This is a genomic window from Aminobacter sp. Piv2-1 (assembly GCF_037625995.1).
Lineage (GTDB): Bacteria > Pseudomonadota > Alphaproteobacteria > Rhizobiales > Rhizobiaceae > Aminobacter.
Genome location: NZ_JARKMU010000001.1, coordinates 441,838 through 461,398, shown reverse-complemented (window position 1 = coordinate 461,398; position 19,561 = coordinate 441,838). Strand labels below are relative to the sequence as shown.

Genomic DNA, 19,561 nt, shown 5'->3' with positions numbered 1-19,561 from the left:
CCAGCAACTCCATCCTGCGACGGCTCATGCTGAAACAATCGGTACTGATAGCGCTTGCGTTGGCCCTGGCCGTCGGAGGCGGAGCCGCGAGCGTCGGGCTGGTGCTCGGATCGGGGGAAGGCATCGGCGCCGTCTCGGTCGGCCCGTGGACGGCCTACCCCGACATCGGCACGCCCGAAGCCGATCCCTACTCGAAGGCGCGCGTCGCGCGCGATGGCATTTTGGCGCTCGGCCGCGCCGAAGGGCTGAGCTTCGCGGCGGAACGCGATTCGGATGGCGTGCTGCTCAGGCGCGAGTGCACCTACCGGATCGAAGGCAGCCTCCCCATCGCGAGGTTCTGGACGCTCTACGCCACCGACAAATCCCAGGCAGTCCTCCAGTCGCCAGCGCAGCGGAAGCCCTCGTTGAATTCTCTCGAAGTGCTGCGGCAGCCGGATAACTCGGTGTCCATCGAGGTCGGTGCACGGGCAACGCCCGGCAACTGGCTGGCTGTTTCCGGTTCCGGCGAGATGTCACTGGTCATGACCCTCTACGACACGCCCGTCGCCGCCAGCACCGGCCTTTCCGGCATCGAAATGCCCCGAATTTCCAGGGGGCAGTGCGATGCGTAAGGTCCTCCATGCCCTGGCCGTTGGGATAGTCGGCGCAGGCATCGCCCACATCGTCATCCTGCTCTTGGTGCCGAGCTTCTCCGAGCGGGATGCGTGGTCGCGCCTTGCCATGGTTGCGGGCCCCAACAAGGTCGTCCGCCTTGACGCCGACATCGGCGGCACGCCGGTGGTGAAGGCGCTGGACCCCTCCTTCTTCGAAGCCGCCTGCAGGTTCGATCTCTCCGAGGGCGTGGTGCGCATCGACAACGCCGGCAAGGTGCCCTACTGGTCGGCCTCGGTATATGACCGCGGCGGCGAGAACATCTACAGCTTCAACGACCGCACCGCCACTGACGGCAATCTCGACTTCGTGGTCGTCACGCCGGCTCAGATGATCGAACTGCGCAAGGATTTGCCGCAGGAATTCGAGAAATCGATCTTCGTGGAGACGCCGATCGACGAGGGTATCGTCGTCGTTCGTGCCTTCGTGCCCGACGAAAGCTGGAAGCCTACCGTGTCGCGCTTCCTCGACGGCATCAACTGCGAAATGCAGTGATCGCCTGGCACTGCCGAATGCGATGCCCTCAATGCCGTGGCAGGGGCTCGTTGCGTCTCATGCCGTCGATGCGACCCGCGCCGTCATCGACGCCTGGCTCGCGTGACATCACGCGCTCGTAGCGCACGCCTGGAAAGATGATGATGGCTGCTGGCTTTTCCGCGACACGCAGCGGTCTGCGGGCGGTCCGCTGGCGCGGTATGAACGATACAACGCTGCCCACGGTCTGCGATTTCCCTCTCGGTTGCACCGGAGCAAGCACGCAACGCCTCCTCGTCGATAAGGCCACCAGACAGTTAACAGTACGCTAACAAATCGCCGCTAAGTTTATGTTCATATTCGGCATCTCGCGGGGGCACGCAGGGTCCCTCCGCGGCTCCGGATAGTGTGCAAAGTTGTTCAGGCGTACGCGTTCGTGTCAGCATCGGACTTCAGGCAAATCGCCATCGGCCGCGAAACCGGAAAGCCCGAGAGGCTTTTTCGTGCAGCCGTTTCTGCCTTCTGTGCCCTGCCGCGACCCTCGCGCCGCGAGATCACCCAACTCGAAGATCTGACGCTGCCGCTGTTCGACAAGGTCTCGGTCGAAGCTCGACGGTTCGTCTCCGCTGCATTGTCCGAAAGCGAACATGCGCCAATGGGCCTGGTCAGGCGCCTTTGCGACGAGAGCGTCGACGTTGCCGCTCCCTTGCTTGTGCGCTCGCCGCTCCTCTCCGATGTCGCGCTCATCGCGCTGATCGGACGGCATGGACTGCCCCATGCCCGCGCGATCGCACGGCGCCCAGGCCTCAACCGGGCCATTGCCGACCTGATACGCGTGCTCGAGCGCCCTCGCCTGGTCTATCCCGAAGTACCGGCAGACAGGCCCGAGGCGCCGGCGCCTGCCCCTCATGCCGACCATCCGGAGCACTCTGGTTCCGAAGGCACCCCCGCGACGGGAGCGCTTGCGGAAACCGTGCGTCGGCGGCTTCGGTCGATGATGGCGTCAAACACGGCCAGCGCTCCGGAGCAGCGTGCACCGGTCTACGAGAGGCTCAGGGTCACGGCGCTCACCGGCAACAGCGCCTTCTTCCAGACGGCACTGGCCGACGCGCTGGAGATCGACTTCCAGACAGCGCGATCGATCACCGAAAGATCCGGCTATTCCTCGCTCATCGACGCCCTGAAGGCGCTCGAACTGCAGGAGGAGCAGGCATTCCTCCTTGCAGCAGCAACCTTCCCGGGCCACTTCACCCATGCGGAAGGCGTCAGGCTGTTCCTGGAACGCTACAGGCTGCTGCACCGTGACGTGGCCATGGACAGGGTCCGCGAGTGGAAGGCCGCCGCCGTCGGTGCGCGAATTCGTGAGAACGCCAATCGTGCCGGTGCCGGCGCAACGCCGAAGGACAGCCACCTCAGGGCTTCGTGAGGGCGATCAGGTCCTGGACCGGCGAATTGCTTTCGATCTCGACGACCCAGATATCGGGGTCAAAGCGACGCTCGCGCTCGAGTCGGGCGTCGATCGACGAGGCATCCTCCGTGCTTTCGAGCAAGCTGAACTGGCGTTCGTCGGGTCGAGCCGAATCGTAACTGGTCTGGGGAGCGGGCCCATAGAGCGTGGTGGTGCCGAAGCGGTCGCGGGCGAGGACGAATACGGCTCCGGCCTCGGTCGCCCCGCGGCTCAGGATGGCCGCGAAGCCGCCTTCGCCGAACACCCTTCGCATCAGGGCCGATACCCAAAAGTCTGTTGTTACACGCATCCGGCCGTTTCGCTCTCCAGGTCGCCACGGCCTCTATAGCCTTCTGCGCCTCCCGCGCACAGGCCGGGAGCCCCCTATTCGGTCAGGCCGATCTCGCGCATCTTCTGGTAGACCTGCTGATTGGGCTCGCCGGTCTGGGGCAGGCCGAAGAGCGCCTGGAATTCGCGAACCGCCGCCGTGGTCCGGCCGCCGATCACGCCGTCGATCTCGATGCCGTCATTGCCGAACGCCTTCAGCCCGACCTGGATCTTCCTGATGCGTTCCGCCGGCGACGCATCGCTGGCCTCTGTGGCGCGAGCCGCCGGGGACGGCTGAGATGACGGCCGTGGCTGCTGCGCTGGCAGGGCCTCGGAGCGCGGCGACGGCCTCGGCGTGATGCCAGCCGTCGTCTCGTCGGCGCCCAGTTGCTCGAGCAGGGCATGATCGATCGTCCCAGTGACGGGCAGCCCCACCTTTTGCTGGTAGGCTTCGACGGCGCGGCGCGTGTTCGGGCCGTTGAGCCCGTCGACCGTACCTTGGTAGAAATCGAGGTCCCTCAGGATGCTCTGCACCTGTTCGACCTCGGGATCTCCCTTCGGCGGCCGCTGCGCTTCCTCGGGGCGTTCGATCGTGATCGTCGTTTCGGGCAAGGCCGGATCCGCCTCGGGAAACGCTGCCGCATCTCTGGTCGAGAAGAACGCCCCCTTGTGGGCGTAGGGCTGATACCAGAGCGCGTTCGCCGACACGTAGAACAGCGCCACCAGGAACGCCGTCGAGCCCCCTACCAGCACCGGGTTGCGCGCGATCAGTCCGCCCAGCGCCAGCGCGCCGTCCTGCAAAACGCTGCGGTCTTCGACTTGACGCCTAGCCTGCTTTGCGGAGCGAGCCATTGCGCATCTCCTTGATCCTGCCTGTGGGCAAGCGCATCAGTTCGCCCATGGCCGGCTCGGTGTGGAATGACGGGCCGTCGACAGGCAGGCTGATGGTTACCTTCGTTCCTTCCTGCGGAGCGCTTTCGATCGACATGGTGCCGTCGTGCAGCGCGACCAGCCCCTTCACCAGGGACAGGCCCAGTCCGGTTCCTTCGAAGCGACGTGTATAGTCGTTCTGGATCTGCATGAAGGGCGTGCCGAGGCGGGAAAGATGCTCCTCGGCTATGCCGATGCCGGTGTCCGAGACCCAGAAGTGCAGGCGGGAACCCAGGCGCTTGGCGCCGATCTCCACCCTGCCGCCATCGGGCGTGAACTTCACCGCGTTCGAAACCAGGTTGATCAGCATCTGCTGCACCGCCCGGCGGTCGGCGGTGACCTCTCCGGCGCCGGCAGCGACATCGATCGAAACCGTCAGGGCCTTCGCCTCGGCCTGGAGTGCCATCATCGATGCGCACATGTCGACGGCCTCGCGGAACCGGAACGGCTCTGGATTGATCGCATAGCAGCCGGACTCGATCTTGGACACGTCGAGGATCGAGTTCACCACGTCGAGCAGGTGCTGCCCGGAATCGCGCACGATGCCGACATATTCCTTCTGACGCGGCTCCTTGAACGAACCGAACATCTCGTGCAGCAGCATGTCCGAGAAGCCGATGATCGCATTCAGCGGCGTGCGCAGTTCATGACTTACCGCCGCCAGGAAGTTGGTTTTCGCCAGCTCGGCGCTCCTTGCGGCGTCGTCCGCCCTGGCGAGGCTTTCGCGCAGGTCGGCGAGCGTGTCGTTCGCCCGAACGACAGCCACGATTGCCGCACCCTCGCCCTTCATCATCTCCAGCGCGAATGGCTGGAAATTGTCGCCGGCTTCCTCGGCGGCCTGGCGCGGCAGGCGCAGACGCAATTCAACCGCGCGGAAATCCGCACCGCCCCGCATGTCGGCCAGTGCGCAGAGATAGCCGACGCGGTCGCCAACATGGATGCGGTCGAAGAAGGAGGTCCCCAGCAGCAGTTCCGGCTGCAGCCGCAGCAAGCCCCGTGACTGATCGGAGACTTCGACGATGTCGCCATTGTGCGCGATGCGGAGAACGACCGCCCTGATGATGCTTTCCAGCCCGGTTGCCGGCGCGGCATCGCTCGAACCTGCACCATGGCCAACATAAAGCGGGGCGCGCGCGGCGATCGTCGCAAGCCACATAATCGAGAGCAGCCAGTGCCAGCCGGAAGCCGAGGCGCCCTCGGCAAAGGGAGCGGAAGCGAGAAGACCCGTCAGAACCGCTGCTGCCAGGGCGGCAAGCGCTCCGAGCACCGCCGCCCTGCCCGTGCGCCACACCCAGGCGGCCTCCACGGGAAGCGCGGCGAGAAGCAGAGCCGCCGGAGAGGTCAATCCGCCGGCAGCCGCAACGATGGCCGCGAGCGCCAGCGACCCGGCGATCAGGGCCGCGGTGGCGACAAGCACCGCCCGGCCGATGGGTGCGATCGAAAGGGCCGCGAGCCAGCTCAGGCTGAACACGGCGAAGATGACGGCAATCGTCGCTGCAGCCCCGAGATTGGCGGAAACCAGCACGACGCCCGAACCCGCGACCAGAAACGGTGCGGCCAGCAGCGTGCCCACCAGGCGGCGCTGCCGGGGACGTTCTGCGCTTATGGCGGCAGGATGAACCAGACGGTCGCAGCCGCCGGCCAGCGCGCCGGAAAACTCACCGTATCTGGTCATGACAAAACTCAACGCTACGCACTCTTCCGTGGCTCGCTTCGCGGCTCTTCTGTAGTTGGCAACCAAACTCGCACCGAGCCTTTAATGAAGCGATAAAACCGGCGGATCACACCGCGTACCCGCGGCAAATATCGGACCGGCGGCGCCCACTTTCGAGGACAGTTCGCGTCATGGTAAACGGAGGGTTAGCCGGCCCATTCGCTCGGTTGAATCGCCCTTCCTGGGGCAGGATTTCCTGTCGCCCGAGTTTCGCAATTTAAATCAAATACTTACGAATCTGGCGCATGACTCGCGCGGTGATGGTGCGTCTCGGCGCTCCGGAACAGTGAAAATTCGGTGAAAAAGCAACGCGAAATGCCGCCTTTTGCTGCAAGCGCTCCTTTCCTGGTCCGTGCCATTGTCGCGGCAACGCAGACACGTGGCCGGAGCGGTTTCACCCCGGCCCTCAATTTCACAAGGGGCACGCCATGGGCTTTCTGATAAGGGCCGCCTTCTGGTTCTCGCTTGTGCTGCTCTTCCTGCCCTTGAGCACCGGCCCGGACGGGGAAAGCCAGGTCAGCCCCCTGCAGGCGCTGTTTGCCGCACGCGAGGCGGTCGGCGACATCGCCGGCATTTGCGAACGCAAGCCGGAAGTTTGCGAAACCGGCAAGGCGGCGATGCAGACCATTGGGGTCAGGGCACGCGAAAGCGCCCGGATCGCCTACGAACTGCTGGACGAGCAGTTCGGCAAGCCCGACACCGCCACGCAGACGGGAAGCGTCGAGCCCGCGCCGGAGTCCGACAAGCACCCCCAGCCCACGCCTGCGCCGACACCAGCACCCGCCAATTGACGTGACCTTGCCGTCCGGTCCTTCCAGGCGGCGTCTGCAGCCCATCTTTTTTCGTGACGGCCGAAGGCGCGGCCACTATATCCAGCGATATGACGACTACGATCGACACGATCCGCGACGACTTTGCCTTCCTGGACGAGTGGGAGGATCGCTACCGCTATGTCATAGAGCTCGGCGAAGCGCTTCCGCCCTTCCCGGACAGCGCGCGGATCGACACCAACAAGGTCCAGGGCTGCGTCAGCCAGGTGTGGCTCGTGACCCATCGCGGCGACGGGACCGACCCGGTCATTCGTTTCCAGGGCGATTCCGATGCGCATATCGTGCGCGGGCTGGTCGCCATCATGCTCGCACTGTTCTCGGACCGCCAGGCGAGCGAGATCCTGGGCACCGACGCCGAGGCAACGCTACGGACGCTCGGCCTCAACGAACACCTGTCGCCGCAGCGGGCAAACGGCCTGCGGTCGATGGTCAAGCGCATCAAGCGCGATGCCGAGGCGGCGCTGCACCAGCCCGCCTGACCTATGCTTATTTCAGCTTAGGACGGTAATCCGCCGTCCCCCAGTGCAGAACCTTGCCGCGTCGCCCACTGGTCGAACCGGGATTGTAGTGGCGAGCAAGGGCGCCAAGTGCCGTCTTGAGCATGATCTTCGCCGAGCGCACCGGCCAGCCACGCTCGACTTCCACAATCTCCAGCCCCTTCAGGAAGCAGCAGACGTCGATCAGAACACCGGATAGTTCCGGCCCCACCGCGTCAATGGCCATGTCGACGCGCTGGCGCGCCGTGAGCGCCGCGTCGGTGTGTTCGCTCAGCCCGCCGCCACCGGTGCCGCGGCGGCCGGAAGCCACGGTCGCTTCCCAGTTCGCGCCCAGCCTCGGCATGATCTGCCCTCGCGTGTAATCCGAGCGCAAGCGCTCGCCCGCCGCGTATTCACTGCCGGTCAGGAATGGGTCGCCGGTCTTGTTTCGGCGGCGGACGAGCTGGCCCAAAGGCGACTCCGACAGGTTCATCAGTGCCGCCTGGGCTCCGGCCGCGGTGTCGACGAGAGCAACCTCGAGATCGCCGTGCTGGGCCCTGAACGGGTCGGTCTCGCCGGCCTGTCGCCGCGCGGCGGACATCCCCTCCGGGGTCAGGCCGACGATTGCTCCATGTCGGCGCAGTAGACCTTCACGGGCAAGATCGGCCAATTGCCCCGAGGCGACGGCGATGCGGTCGCCCGTCTCGCTTTCGAGCAGGATCTTGTCGCCGCAGGTCGCCGGCGCGCAGCTGGCCCTCCCCTTCGCGAGCAGCTTCAGGATGCGTGCGCGCGCCTTTGCAGCTTCCTCGGCCATGATCAGCGCCCCAGCCTGTCCCGGAAAGCGGCAATCGCCACGCGCTCCGCCAATGAGACGATACGGTCGAAGTCGGGGTCGTCCCGCAGGTCCTCCACCAGATGGCACGCATACAGAACCGTCGTCCTGTCACGCCCGAAGCCCCGGCCGACGTCGCGCATGCTGAAACGGAAGACGACATGCGCGACATACATCGCGATCTGCCGCAATCGGCTGATGTCGTTTCCGGTCCGGCCCAGGCGACGCAGCTCCCTGCTCGGAACGCCGAACAGGGCCGCCATCAGGTCGATCATGGCATCGCACTGCTCGATGACCTCGTCGTTGCGCCTGTCGGCCGCAAGCTCCAGCCCCGTCCGCTCCAGTTGCGCGGCAACCTCGCGCGCCTCGATCTGCCTTTTCGCCAGCACTGTCGACGTCGCTCCCACCAAACTCGCCCCCTCCGAAGATAGGAATAAGTTCTTATAGCCACCATCGAGCCAGGTGTGAACAAAAAAAGAACGGAATTTCTTGTCTGGAACCGCCAACCCTCTGGGAACACTCATGCTTTTCTAAGCGAAAAACAAAATTCGTGTTCAATTTCTCCTCACCCGTCAGGGCGGACGCATCATTCATCGAACGGCAACAAGGCAGGTGAAGATGAGGGATTTCCGAAACGAGATAACCGCATTCAGGCAGGACAAGCTGGCGGAACTGGCCGATGCCAGGCAGAGGGCTGCCCTGCAGATCTGCTGCGGAATCGAACTCGCCGATGCGCTGTCCGGCGGATTCGTCTCCACCCACGCGCTGTTGAGGCGCCTCGAGCGGGTGATCGAGCGCGAAAGGCTGAAAGGCGTCAACCGCCACTGGAGCTATGACTTGAACCGCCACATAGCGCTCAAGCAGGTGCGCGACCGGCTGAAAGGCGTTTCGCCTGCGGAACCTGCCAGGCTCACCTTTCGGCCGCGCCGCAGGCGCCAGAAAAGCAAAGCGGCACCCGAAGGTGCCGCTCATTGAGCAGGGAGTAGTGGGGGTTCACTTGCCCTTGCGCTTGCGGCCCAGCCCCATCTTCTTGGCGAGCTGGGAGCGGGCGGCAGCGTAGTTGGGCGCCACCATCGGATAGCTGGCGTCGAGGCCCCACTTCTCGCGGTACTGGTCCGGCGTCATGTTGTAGTGGGTCATCAGGTGCCGCTTGAGCGACTTGAACTTCTTTCCGTCTTCAAGGCAGACGATGTAGTCGTCATGCACCGACCGCTTCGGGTTCACGGCCGGCTTCTGCTTGTCTGCGGGGGGCGCTTCGGTCGCGTTGCCGACGCGTCCAAGTGCTGCATGCACATCGGCGATCAGTCCCGGAAGCTCTCCGACCGGAACCGGATTGTTGCTGACATAGGCCGCCACCACGTCGGCGGTCAGCTCGATCAGCGTATCGCTGTTTGCTGTAGGCGTTTCGGAAGTATCCATATTCTTCAGGCCCCAATGTGACTGGTTGTTTTTTTGCCCGATATTGCGATCGGGACGCGGCACGATTTTATACCGCAGTTTGCGACTGCGACTCGCGTTCCGTCACTTTAATGAGCCCGTATCAGCAATAAGTCAATTCACTATTCTTTTCGAATTCAAGAACAACGAATTCGACACTTCTCTAACAAATGAACGTTTTTGACAACCATAGGTCATTTTCTGAGATCAACTCGCCCGATGACGATAGATCTCGCCCGGGCTCACTATCCTCATCCACCTTGGATTTGACCGTTCTTCTTGGATGACACCACATTTTGGGCCAGTTCGTCCCGAACAGAGCCCTCCCACATGCGATATCCGGCCGAATATGACGCCTTGGCCAGTAGATGAGCCGCGATTGGTGCGGTGAGCACGAAGAAGCCGGCGCCGGCCAGCGCCCTGACACCGGTTGCGAACTCGCCGATGTGCAGCGCAAGCGCGACCAGCATCAGGCAGGATCCCAGCGTGCCGGCCTTGGAGGCGGCATGCATCCGGGTGAATACGTCCGGCAGGCGCAGCAGACCGATCGAGGCCGTGAGCGCGAACAACGCCCCCACTACGATCAGCAACCCAGCCAGATAATCGCCGAATTCGCCCATCATCGCTGCTCCTCTTCCGCCTGTTCTTCCCGTTTCTTGGCGTCGGCGCCGCCGCTCATCACAAATCTTGCGAAAGCGACCGTGGCCAGGAAGCCGACCAGTCCGAGGGCAATCGCCACATCCACGTAGAGCCTGAACCCCGATCGGATGCCGAACACCGCGATGAAGCCGATGGCAACGGCAACCAGCATGTCGAGCGCCAGGATACGGTCGGGCAGCGACGGTCCCTTGACCACTCGCACGACGACCAGAAGGAACGAAACACTGAGTATTCCGAGAGCGAAGATCGCACTTGCTTCCAGGAAGGCTGCTCCGGACATCATCTGAACGCCTCCATTATTCTTCTCTCGAAGCCTATCCTTATTTCTTCCTTGGCCCTTTCCGGATCGGAGCAATCCATGCCGTGCACGAACAATGTGCGCCGATCCTCCGAAACGTCGACGGACAGGGTTCCGGGGGTCAGGGTGATCAGGTTGGCGAGCAGGGTGATCTCGAAATCGCGTTCGACCTGCAGCGGATAGGCAAAGATGCCGGGCTTGACGTCCAAGCGCGGGGAAAGCACCAGCCGAGCGACGCGCACCGCGGATAGAATGAGTTCCTTCATGAACAGCAACGCAAGCAGCAACGCCGCCCAGGGGCGAACCGTCACCTTCGCCGCCCGCAGCTGGTCGCGGACCAGGAACAGGACGCCCCAGCCGATGGCGATGCCCAGGATCAGGTTGGGCAGCGTGAAGCTGCCGGACATTCCGACCCACGCCAGTGCGAGCAGCACGACGTAGCGCACCGGGATCATTGTCCACCTCCCGGCGGAAACACTGCCTGCACGTAGGCGGACGTATCGATGAGTCCGCTGGCGGCGGCCGTCGCCGCCCGCACGAATGGCTCCGGCATGACGCCCATGCCCACCATCGCCAACGCCAGCAGCGTGATGGTGGCGACGCCCAGCCGGGACGCTGCAGCCTGGGCAGGCGCGTCAGCCGGCCTGCCCCCGGCCGCCACAGTGTCTGTCCTCCAGAAGGCAAGGATGAACACCCGGCCCAGGGCAATGGTCGCCAGGAAACCGCTCAGCAGGACCGCCATGGCAAGCGGCCATGCGCCGCCATCGAGCGCCGCCTTTACCAGCATGACCTTCGGCCACAGGCCGGAGCCCGGCGGCAGTCCAGCAACGGCGAGCGAGATCACCATGGCCAGCAACGTCAGGAACGGGCTCGCCGTATACAGTCCGGACAGCGAGTGAAGCGAGAAGCTTCCGCCGCGCTGGCGCATCAGGCCGCCAAGCAAATAGAGCGCCGAAAGCGAAACCATGGAATGCACGGCATAGAAAATCGTCCCGGACAGGCCGCGTTCCGTACCCAGCGCGATGCCGGCCAGCATCACCCCCACGCCTGAGATCACCAGGAAGCCGGAAATCCGCCGGATGTCGGATTGCGCCAGGGCGCCGAGCGCGCCGACCAGCATCGTCGCCGCTGCTATCCAGCCGATGACGCCTGCCAGTTCGGCGCGTTCCACGGCGAAGATGGTCAGCATCGTCCTGAGCAGGGCGTAGATGCCGACCTTGGTGAGCAGTCCGCCGAACAGCGCCCCGGTGATCACGGGCGGCGTGTGGTAGGAGGCAGGCAGCCAGAAATTGACCGGAAAGGCCGCAGCCTTCATGCAGAAGGCGAGCAGGAACAGGGAAGCCAGCGTGGTGAGCGGGGCCGCGGCGTCCGCCTGGCCCACCCTGGCGGCGAGGTCGGCCATGTTGAGCGTGCCGAACGTACCATACAGATAGCCGGTGGCGATCAGGAACAGGGTCGTGCCGACCAGATTCAGGATCGCATATTTGGTCGCGCCGTCTATCTGCGGCTTTTCCGAGCCCAGGATCAGCAAGCCGAACGAGGAAATCAGGAAAACCTCGAACCAGACATACAGATTGAACATGTCGCCGGTCAGGAAGGCGCCGCTGACACCGGCCATCATCAGGAGCAGGAACGGATAGAACCCGTAGCGCCGGCCGGTGACATCTATGTCCAGCACCGAATAGGCACAGCAGGCAAGCGCCACGAACGATGCAGTGAGCGAAAACATCGCGCCCAGCGCGTCGACCGTGAACGAGATGCCGAAGGGCGGCAGCCAGCTGCCCATGGTCATCGAAACCGGCCCCTCGCCCAGCACGCGCGTGAGCAGCGCGACGTTGGCGGCCGCCATGGCGAGCAGGGCCGCCACGGCCACCAGCGCATGCCAGCGGACGTTGTGGCGGATCATCAGCAGGATCGCGCCGCAGACGATCGGAACCAGCACCGGCGCCACCACCAGCCAATCGGCCGCAGTGACGGGTGCCGCGATCATCGCAGCAGTCCTGTCGACGATTTGACCCTCGATCGCCATTGTCAGTACCCCATCGGCGGCAGGCCGTCGTCCGCCGGCTCGGCGATGCGCATGCCATCGGTGTCGTCGGTGCCGATCTCCTGATAGGCCCGATAGGCCAGCACGAGCAGGAAAGCGAAGAATGAGAACGAAATGACGATCGCGGTCAGGATCAGGGCCTGCGGCAGCGGGTTGGCGACCGCCCCTGCGGGAACGTCGAGCCCTTCGGCGATGACCGGCGGGATCTCGCGCATCAGCCTGCCGTTGGTGAAGATCAGCAGGTTGACGGCGTTGCCGAACAGGGACACGCCCAGCAGGATGCGGATGATGTGCCGCGACAGCATCAGATAGATGCCGGCGGCAAAGAACAGGCCGACCAGGATGGCGAACACACTTTCCATCAATCGTGTTCCCTGTCCTCGAGCGCCAGCGCGATCGACGTGAACGAACCGACCACGACGAAGTAGACGCCGATATCGAAGAACATCACGGTCGACAGGTCGACGGAGACACCCAAAAGGCTTGGGGACGCCCAAAGGCCCGTCAGGAACGGCACGCCGAACAGCAGGGACGGCAGGCCGGCGATTGCCGCCAGGAACAGGCCGAAGCCGGCAACGGCCATCGGGTGGAAATAGAGCGCCCGGCGCACCGCCGGCACGCCGAAGGCGATGCCGTGGATGGCGAAGGCCGATGCGGCGATCAGGCCGCCGGTGAAGCCGCCCCCAGGTTCATTGTGGCCGCGCAGCATGACGAAGACGGAGAACATCAGCATCAACCCGGTGAGGAAGGGTGCCGCGGTGCGGAAGATCAGCGTCTGCATGCTAGGCATCCTCCGCCACGCTCGCGCGCGCCACCGTCTTCTTCGAGCGGATGCGGATCAGCGCCAGGATCGCGAGCCCCGTAATCATGACCACCGCGATCTCGCCCAGCGTATCCAGCCCGCGATAGTCGACGATGATGACGTTCACGACGTTGCGGCCATGCGCGATCGTCTTCGAATAGGCGGCGAAGAACTGCGACAGCCTGTCGTCGAAGGGCAGTTGCGTCACCTTCAGCAGCAGCAGGGTGAAGGCCAGGCCGCAGGCGCCGGCAATCGTCATGTCGAGCAATTGTTGACGCAGCGGACGATGATCGGTGGGCGAAAGCCTGAGCCGCGTCATGACCAGGGCCAGGATCACCACCGCGAGCGTCTCCACCATGAACTGGGTGAACGACAGGTCAGGCGCCCCGAACAGCATGTAAAGCACAGCCACCGCAAAGCCCTGGATGCCTAGGGAGACGATGGCCGTCAGGCGGCTGCGCGCCTGGACGACGGCGGCAAGGCCGATCACGGCAATCGCCATGACCGCCCATTCATAGAACCGCAAGGCGGGCAGCACCGGCGCCGACGGCAGTTCGCCGGTGACGATCATCGGCACCAGCAATGCAGCGGCAACGGCGATGAAGGTGGCCGTCATGTAGATGTCGAGGCGCCCGCTCTGGACGATGCGCGTCAGCCCCGCGGCGAAGCGCAGCAGCGCGCGCAGCGCCTGGTCGAAGCCGCGGTCCGGGCCCCAGCCGATGCCCGCGAGCACGCCGGCAGTCAGCGAGCGCAACCGGTCGAGCCCGAGATAGGCCGCTATCCCGAGCGCCACCGTCAGCGCCGACAGAATGAGCGGCACGCCGATGTGGGGGACGACGGAGATGGTGACGTCGACAGGAGTACCCGCGACGGCGCTTGCGGTAGGCGAGGACAGCAGCCTGTGGGTCGTGGCCGACGCAAGGGCGGCCACGAGGCCGGCTCCGCCGAGCACCACCGGCCCCAGCCAGAGCGAGGCCGGCCCTTCATGCGCGTGCTTTGGGGTCGCGATCGGCGCGCCGGCGAACGGGCGCAGTGCAACCGCAAAACCGATGGCGAACATCAGTGCATTGGCGCCGATCGCCACTGCAAGCAGCAGCAAGCGCCACCCATCGGTCTCGGTGAATGCGAGGTAGATCTCCTCCTTGGCGAGGAAGCCGAAGAAGAGCGGCAAGCCCCCCATCGAGAAGGCGGCCAGCATGGCGGCCGCAAATGTCACCGGCATTGCGCGACGCAGCCCGGCCAGCCTGGTCACGTCGCGCGTGCCCGCCTCGTGGTCGATCAGGCCGGCAACCATGAAGAGCGCGCCTTTGAACAGGGAATGCGCGATCAGATAGAGGGCTGCCGCCTCGACTGCCTTGTCCGAGCCCAGGCCGGTCAACATCACGAGCAGTCCCAGCGACGCGACAGTCGTGTAGGCGAGCATCAGCTTGAGGTCGACCTGCCGGATGGCGAGCACCGCACCGACGGCGAGCGTGGCACCGCCGAACAGCGGCAGGATCGTTTCCCAGGCCGCCGTGCCGCCCATCACCGGGTTGAGCCGCATCACCAGATAGACCCCGGCCTTCACCATGGTCGCCGAGTGAAGGTACGCCGACACCGGCGTCGGAGCCTCCATGGCATTGGGCAGCCAGAAATGGAACGGAAACTGGGCCGACTTGGTGAAGGCTCCCCCGAGTACGAGCAGCAGCGCGGCAAGGTAGAGCGGGCTCTGCCGCAGCGCCTCTCCCGCCCCCAGCAGAGCCGAGAGTTCGCTGACGCCGGTCGCCTGCGAAACGACCAGCAGGCCGGCAAGCAAAGACAGCCCGCCCAGTCCCGTCACCAAGAGCGCCTGCAATGCCGCGCGCCGCGCCGCCTCGCGGCCGTGATCGAAGCCGATCAGCAGGAAAGACGTGATGGAGGTCAGTTCCCAGTAGACGAACAGCATCAGGAACGAATCCGAGACCACCAGTCCCAGCATCGCTCCCATGAACAGCAGCATGAAGGAGAAGAAGCGGCCCTGGTGCGGATGCCCCTTCAGATACCCGCCCGAATAGATGACGATGAGCGTGCCTATGCCGGAAATCAGCACGGCAAACGTCAGCGACAATCCATCGAGGAACCAGGCGAAGCGCAGGCCCAGGCTGGGCGCCCAGTCAAATCCGCCGGAAACGGTGCGTGCGTTGCCGACCGTCTCCAGCATCCCGGCGAAATGCACGAATATGATGAGCGGAATAGCGGCGAGCAGCCAACCGGCATAGTGTTTCGTCACGCGGACCAGCAACGGAGCGAGCAATGCCCCGACAATCGGCAGCATGAGTATCAGGAAGGTCAGCGCACAGGCCCTCTTTGTTTCTCACGTTGTTAGGGGCATAGACGTCCCGTCACGCGGGGGCAAGCCTGAACCGGCCTTTTCAACGACTAGCGTGTACCACTCGACAGTTGAACGGCGCCTTTCCTTCAGTACGGCGTGATGTACTTGCCGTAGACCCAGCCACTGACGAAGTCTCCGTTCTGCGCGGGGTCGTGCCAGACCTGGCACCAGCGATAGCGGACGCGCTGCTCCTGCTTCCACGCCGGCAGGTGGCCGATGTCGCGCAGATCGATCCCGCCGGTGCACTTGCCGGTCATCTGCAGCACGGCGCCGTTCGGATAGGCTGCCTGCTTCTGCGATCCGTTCGACGGGAACTTGCGAATATTGAGCGTGTCGCCCCACGGAACCTTGGCGACCTCCCAGGCCGAGAACGCGGCGGCGTTCGACTGGCCGGCGAAAAGCGCAACGGTAGAGGCCACGGCCAGTGCGACTGCTGCCTTGATAAGCGTCTTCATCATCTCTCTCCGGCCCCATGGGCGATGGAACGATACAGCCACCATGCAACTCGGCTCTTGAACCCGCACTGATCGGCGTGTTCATTCGCCATTCAAGATTCAGCCCATGCGAGACGCAATGACGAGACCTTCCATCTTCGCCGACATCCCTGCACCCGAGACCGAGCGGCGCCCCGTGAGCGACACGCGGCACGGTATCACCCGCGTCGACGAGTACGCCTGGCTGCGTGCCGACAACTGGCAGGAGGTGTTCCGCGACCCCGGCCTGCTCGATCCGGCCATCCGCGCCCATCTGGAAGATGAGAATCGCTACCAGGCTGAGCTGATGGCCGACACCGCCGGACTCAGGAAGACGCTGTTCGCCGAGATGAAGGCGCGCATCAAGGAAGACGATTCCTCGGTGCCGATGAAGGACGGGCCTTTTGCCTACGGCTCCTCCTACAAGAAGGGAGGCGAACAGCCGCGCTACTTCCGCATTCCGAGCGCAGGTGGGTCCGAGGAGATCATCCTCGACGGAGACAAGGAAGCCGAGGGCCAGGCCTATTTCCGCCTCGGCGGGATGGACCATTCTTCAGACCATCGCCGGCTGATCTGGGGCTTCGACGACAAGGGTTCGGAGTTCTACACCCTGCGCATCCGCGACCTCGCCAGCAGCAGTGACCTCGACGACGTGGTCGGCGACACCGGTGGCTCGGGTGTCTGGGACGGCGCCAACAAGGGTTTCTTCTACACCCGCCTCGACCCGAACCACCGGCCCTCGAAAGTCTTCTACCATGCGGTGGGCAGCGACGCCGCCGGCGACCGGCTGGTCTACGAGGAAACCGATCCGGGTTTCTTCATGAATGTGGGCGGTACGCGCAGCAACGAGTGGATCATGATCTCGATCAGCGATCACGAGACATCCGAGTATCGGCTCTTCCCCGCCTCCGATCCCGCCGCCGAGCCCAAGCTCGTCGCCGCGCGCGAAACCGGCCTGCAATACGACATCGAGGAGGGCGGCGACATCTTCTTCGTGCTGACCAATGTCGACGGCGCCAAGGACTTCAAGGTCATGACCGTTCCGGCTGCTGATCCGGTACGCGCCAACTGGAAGGAACTGGTTGCCCACGAGGCCGGCCGCCTCATCCTGTCGGTCATGGGCTTCAAGGACTTCATGGTCCGCCTGGAACGAAAGGACGGCCTGCCGCGGATCGTCGTGCATGAACGGGCAACGGGCAACGAGCACCACATCGCCTTTGCCGAAGAGGCCTATTCGCTCGGGCTGTCGGGTTCCTACGAGTATGACACCGACATCATCCGCTTCAGCTACTCGTCGATGACCACGCCCGCTCAGGTCTTCGACTACGACATGCGGACGCGCGAACGCGTCCTGCTGAAGACCCAGGAGGTTCCGTCCGGCCACAACGCCGAGGACTACGTCACGCGGCGGCTGATGGCGCCGGCAGAAGATGGCGAACTGGTGCCGATCTCACTGATCCATCACCGCGACACCAGGCTCGACGGCTCCGCGCCCTGCCTGCTCTATGGCTACGGCTCCTACGGAATCACGATCCCGGCCTCGTTCAACACCAACTGCCTGTCGCTGGTGGACCGCGGCTTCGTCTACGCCATCGCCCACATTCGCGGCGGCAAGGACAAGGGCTACGCCTGGTACGAAGACGGAAAGCGGGCCTCCAAGCAGAACACCTTCAGGGATTTCATCGCCTGCGCCAGGCATCTCGTGGCGGAGCGCTACACCACCCACGACCGCATCGTTGCCCAGGGTGGCTCTGCCGGCGGCATGCTGATGGGGGCTGTCGCCAACATGGCGCCTGAAGCCTTCGGCGGCATCGTCGCCGAGGTGCCCTTCGTCGACGTGCTCGCCACGATGCTCGACGACACGCTGCCGCTGACCCCACCCGAATGGCCCGAATGGGGCAATCCGATCACCTCGGAGCAGGACTACGAGACGATCGCGGCCTATTCGCCCTACGACAACGTCACGGCACTCGACTACCCGCCGATCCTTGCCGTTGCCGGCCTCACCGATCCGCGCGTCACCTATTGGGAGCCGGCCAAATGGGTCGCCCGCCTGCGCGAGCGAAAGGCCAGTGGCAATCCGGTCCTGTTCAAGATCAACATGGATTCAGGCCACGCAGGCGCCTCCGGCCGCTTCTCGAGGCTGGAGGAGATTGCCTTCAACTATGCTTTCGCGCTGAAGATCGCGGATCGCGCCGGATAGCAGCCAGCCGAGCCGGCGGCACGCGCCGCCGGCCGGTTCAGTTCGCAGCGGCCTTCGCCGGCGGGTAGCCGTTTGGCTCTGCCGGGATCGCCTTCAGATAGGCTGCAATGGCCTCGCGGTCCTCGGCCGCGAGCCGCGCCATGTTCTTCTGCACTTCGACCATGGTGCCGCCGACGGAATCGAACTCCGGCGTGAAGCCGGTTTCGAGATAGCCTGCGATGTCGCTTTCCGACCAGCTCCGGATGCCATTCCCGCCCGGCGTGATGTTGGGAACTATGCCCGTGCCTTCCGCCGCCACGGCGCCGGCCAGCCACTGGCTCCGCTTCGGCCCGCCATCGAGTGCGCGCGGCGTGTGGCATTCGCCGCAATGGCCCGCGCCTTCGACCAGCAAGCGTCCCCGCAGCACCTTTTCGGGCGTTCCGTCCGCGAAGGCCACGACCGGTTCGGCTCTGAGGTTGAGCAGTTTCCAGAGGCCAAGCCCCCGCCGGATGTTGTAGGGAAAGTTCAGGCTGTGGTCGGGGGCCCTGCCCGCCACCGGCGGCAGCGTTTTCATGAAGGCATAGAGGTCGGCAACGTCGCCCGGCCTCATGCGCGCATAGGACGGATAGGGAAAAGCCGGATAGAGGTGCTGGCCGTCGCGCGACACGCCCTTCAGCATGGCGTTGGCGAAATCCTCCAGCGACCACGCCCCGATGCCGTCGGTCGGGTCGGACGAAATGTTCGGCGCCACGAAGGTCCCGAACGGCGTCTTGAGTTCGACACCGCCGACGAGTTGCAGGCGGGCATCGCCTTCCGCCTTCGGCCTGGCGTGGCAGGAGGCGCAACCGCCGGCGTCGAAGATGCGCTGGCCGCGAACGGCATCCCCCGCACCGAGCGACGCGAGCGTCTCGGGCCCCAGCCTTTCCGGTTCGGTCAGCCACCAAAAGACCGAGGCCCCGGCGCCACCTAGCGCCAGGGCCGCAATCGCCAACTTCCTGAGAATAGCCATCCGCAGAGGATTAGCCCTTCTTGACGCGGAAGGCCTCATGGCAGGCGGCGCAGGTCTGGCCGATCGTGCCGACCTGAGCCTTCAGCGCATCAAGATCCTGGGCCGGAGCCGCGGCGGCAGTGGCGGTGACCGACTTGAACTTGTCCACCTGCGCCTGGAACCCTGCCGCATCCGTCCAGATCTTCGGCGATGCCGTGGTGTCGCCCTGGTCGCTTCCCTTAGGGAACGAAGCAGCCACGTCGATCTTCTGGACGTTGTCGTTGAGCGTCGTCAGCGCCGCCAGGACAGCTGCGGCATCGAACTGGGTTTCGCCCTTGACCATCGACACAAGAACGCCGACCTGCTTTGCGTTGTCCTTCATGACCGCCTTGCGATCGGCGATCACATCGGCAAGCGCAGCAGTGGTCGCGAGCGCCAGCGCCGTGATGGCAAGTACGTATTTTCTCATCAGTCCTCTCCGGGGTTGCAGATAGCTGCCTTGGGGGCAACGGCGAAACTGGCCGAATTCGTCCCGGAATTCTCTTCACGCTTACGTGATCTGGAAGGTTGGACGATCACATCGAATAACAAAATGAAAACCCCGGCGTAGGCCGGGGTTTTCACTTACTTGATCAAGTAATGG

Annotated in this window: 23 protein-coding genes; 7 read left to right on the top strand and 16 right to left on the bottom strand. The window is 64.5% G+C overall.

Translation table 11 applies throughout. The features are described 5' to 3' along the window. The first annotated feature begins 26 nt into the window (after positions 1-26). The 3 genes from AmiPiv_RS02185 (at position 27) to AmiPiv_RS02175 (ending at position 2,551) form a co-directional block, all read left to right on the top strand. On the top strand, positions 27-611 hold the full coding sequence (locus AmiPiv_RS02185; RefSeq protein WP_340035607.1) for a DUF1214 domain-containing protein: 585 nt from the start codon (positions 27-29) through the stop codon (positions 609-611). Further along, on the top strand, positions 604-1,146 hold the full coding sequence (locus AmiPiv_RS02180; protein ID WP_340035606.1) for a DUF1254 domain-containing protein: 543 nt from the start codon (positions 604-606) through the stop codon (positions 1,144-1,146). Before AmiPiv_RS02185 ends, AmiPiv_RS02180 begins: the two co-directional genes overlap by 8 nt. A 415-nt stretch (positions 1,147-1,561) precedes the next feature. Then, the gene (locus AmiPiv_RS02175; protein ID WP_340035605.1) at positions 1,562-2,551 is read left to right on the top strand and encodes a DUF2336 domain-containing protein; all 990 of its coding nucleotides are present in this window, start codon (positions 1,562-1,564) and stop codon (positions 2,549-2,551) included. Here the strand turns inward: AmiPiv_RS02175 and AmiPiv_RS02170 are convergent. The 3 genes from AmiPiv_RS02170 to AmiPiv_RS02160 form a co-directional block, all read right to left on the bottom strand. After that, a complete protein-coding gene (locus AmiPiv_RS02170; protein ID WP_340035604.1) occupies positions 2,538-2,882 on the bottom strand; it encodes a DUF1491 family protein in 345 nt (114 codons plus the stop codon). The genes AmiPiv_RS02175 and AmiPiv_RS02170 overlap by 14 nt on opposite strands. A gap of 74 nt (positions 2,883-2,956) precedes the next feature. Beyond that, positions 2,957-3,751, bottom strand: coding sequence for a peptidoglycan-binding domain-containing protein (locus AmiPiv_RS02165; protein ID WP_340035603.1), 795 nt, complete (start codon positions 3,749-3,751; stop codon positions 2,957-2,959). Further along, entirely contained in the window at positions 3,726-5,504 is a 1,779-nt protein-coding gene (locus AmiPiv_RS02160) for a sensor histidine kinase (RefSeq protein ID WP_340035602.1), read from the bottom strand. The genes AmiPiv_RS02165 and AmiPiv_RS02160 overlap by 26 nt, the downstream gene beginning before the upstream one ends. A gap of 467 nt (positions 5,505-5,971) precedes the next feature. On the opposite strand from AmiPiv_RS02160, the gene AmiPiv_RS02155 reads away from it, so the two are divergent. Further along, on the top strand, positions 5,972-6,334 hold the full coding sequence (locus AmiPiv_RS02155; protein ID WP_340035601.1) for a DUF5330 domain-containing protein: 363 nt from the start codon (positions 5,972-5,974) through the stop codon (positions 6,332-6,334). Positions 6,335-6,423: 89 nt separating this feature from the next. Further along, the gene (locus tag AmiPiv_RS02150) at positions 6,424-6,852 is read left to right on the top strand and encodes a SufE family protein (RefSeq protein ID WP_340035600.1); all 429 of its coding nucleotides are present in this window, start codon (positions 6,424-6,426) and stop codon (positions 6,850-6,852) included. Between the two features lie 7 nt (positions 6,853-6,859). Here the strand turns inward: AmiPiv_RS02150 and AmiPiv_RS02145 are convergent, their stop codons facing one another. Then, on the bottom strand, positions 6,860-7,663 hold the full coding sequence (locus AmiPiv_RS02145) for a DUF6456 domain-containing protein (protein ID WP_340035599.1): 804 nt from the start codon (positions 7,661-7,663) through the stop codon (positions 6,860-6,862). A gap of 2 nt (positions 7,664-7,665) precedes the next feature. Beyond that, complete coding sequence (locus AmiPiv_RS02140; protein ID WP_340035598.1) at positions 7,666-8,205, bottom strand: helix-turn-helix domain-containing protein; 540 nt, start codon at positions 8,203-8,205, stop codon at positions 7,666-7,668. Positions 8,206-8,299: 94 nt separating this feature from the next. Between AmiPiv_RS02140 and AmiPiv_RS02135 the strand changes: the two genes are divergently transcribed. Then, the gene (locus tag AmiPiv_RS02135) at positions 8,300-8,656 is read left to right on the top strand and encodes a cytoplasmic protein (RefSeq protein WP_340035597.1); all 357 of its coding nucleotides are present in this window, start codon (positions 8,300-8,302) and stop codon (positions 8,654-8,656) included. An 18-nt stretch (positions 8,657-8,674) separates the two neighbouring features. Here AmiPiv_RS02135 and AmiPiv_RS02130 read toward each other — a convergent pair whose 3' ends face one another. From AmiPiv_RS02130 to AmiPiv_RS02090, 9 genes are all read right to left on the bottom strand, one after another. Continuing rightward, a complete protein-coding gene (locus tag AmiPiv_RS02130; protein WP_340035596.1) occupies positions 8,675-9,100 on the bottom strand; it encodes a MucR family transcriptional regulator in 426 nt (141 codons plus the stop codon). A 269-nt stretch (positions 9,101-9,369) separates the two neighbouring features. Beyond that, the gene (mnhG, locus tag AmiPiv_RS02125; RefSeq protein WP_340035595.1) at positions 9,370-9,741 is read right to left on the bottom strand and encodes a monovalent cation/H(+) antiporter subunit G; all 372 of its coding nucleotides are present in this window, start codon (positions 9,739-9,741) and stop codon (positions 9,370-9,372) included. Beyond that, the gene (locus AmiPiv_RS02120) at positions 9,738-10,061 is read right to left on the bottom strand and encodes a cation:proton antiporter (protein WP_340035594.1); all 324 of its coding nucleotides are present in this window, start codon (positions 10,059-10,061) and stop codon (positions 9,738-9,740) included. The genes mnhG and AmiPiv_RS02120 overlap by 4 nt, the downstream gene beginning before the upstream one ends. After that, on the bottom strand, positions 10,058-10,531 hold the full coding sequence (locus AmiPiv_RS02115) for a Na+/H+ antiporter subunit E (protein ID WP_340035593.1): 474 nt from the start codon (positions 10,529-10,531) through the stop codon (positions 10,058-10,060). Before AmiPiv_RS02115 ends, AmiPiv_RS02120 begins: the two co-directional genes overlap by 4 nt. Beyond that, positions 10,528-12,105, bottom strand: a complete 1,578-nt coding sequence (locus tag AmiPiv_RS02110) for a Na+/H+ antiporter subunit D (RefSeq protein WP_340035592.1) — start codon at positions 12,103-12,105, stop codon at positions 10,528-10,530. Before AmiPiv_RS02110 ends, AmiPiv_RS02115 begins: the two co-directional genes overlap by 4 nt. Positions 12,106-12,107: 2 nt before the next feature. Then, positions 12,108-12,485, bottom strand: coding sequence for a Na+/H+ antiporter subunit C (locus tag AmiPiv_RS02105; protein WP_340035591.1), 378 nt, complete (start codon positions 12,483-12,485; stop codon positions 12,108-12,110). Beyond that, the gene (locus AmiPiv_RS02100) at positions 12,485-12,904 is read right to left on the bottom strand and encodes a Na+/H+ antiporter subunit B (RefSeq protein ID WP_340035590.1); all 420 of its coding nucleotides are present in this window, start codon (positions 12,902-12,904) and stop codon (positions 12,485-12,487) included. Before AmiPiv_RS02100 ends, AmiPiv_RS02105 begins: the two co-directional genes overlap by 1 nt. A 1-nt stretch (position 12,905) precedes the next feature. Then, positions 12,906-15,224: a putative monovalent cation/H+ antiporter subunit A gene (locus AmiPiv_RS02095; protein ID WP_340035914.1), complete on the bottom strand. Its 2,319-nt coding sequence runs from the start codon at positions 15,222-15,224 to the stop codon at positions 12,906-12,908. Between the two features lie 137 nt (positions 15,225-15,361). After that, complete coding sequence (locus AmiPiv_RS02090; protein ID WP_340035589.1) at positions 15,362-15,733, bottom strand: SH3 domain-containing protein; 372 nt, start codon at positions 15,731-15,733, stop codon at positions 15,362-15,364. 115 nt (positions 15,734-15,848) lie between these two features. Between AmiPiv_RS02090 and AmiPiv_RS02085 the strand changes: the two genes are divergently transcribed. After that, entirely contained in the window at positions 15,849-17,951 is a 2,103-nt protein-coding gene (locus AmiPiv_RS02085; protein WP_340035588.1) for a S9 family peptidase, read from the top strand. Positions 17,952-17,988: 37 nt separating this feature from the next. Here the strand turns inward: AmiPiv_RS02085 and AmiPiv_RS02080 are convergent, their stop codons facing one another. Next, positions 17,989-18,939, bottom strand: coding sequence for a cytochrome c (locus tag AmiPiv_RS02080; RefSeq protein WP_340035587.1), 951 nt, complete (start codon positions 18,937-18,939; stop codon positions 17,989-17,991). A gap of 10 nt (positions 18,940-18,949) precedes the next feature. Beyond that, a complete protein-coding gene (locus AmiPiv_RS02075) occupies positions 18,950-19,387 on the bottom strand; it encodes a c-type cytochrome (protein WP_340035586.1) in 438 nt (145 codons plus the stop codon). Positions 19,388-19,561 lie beyond the last annotated feature (174 nt).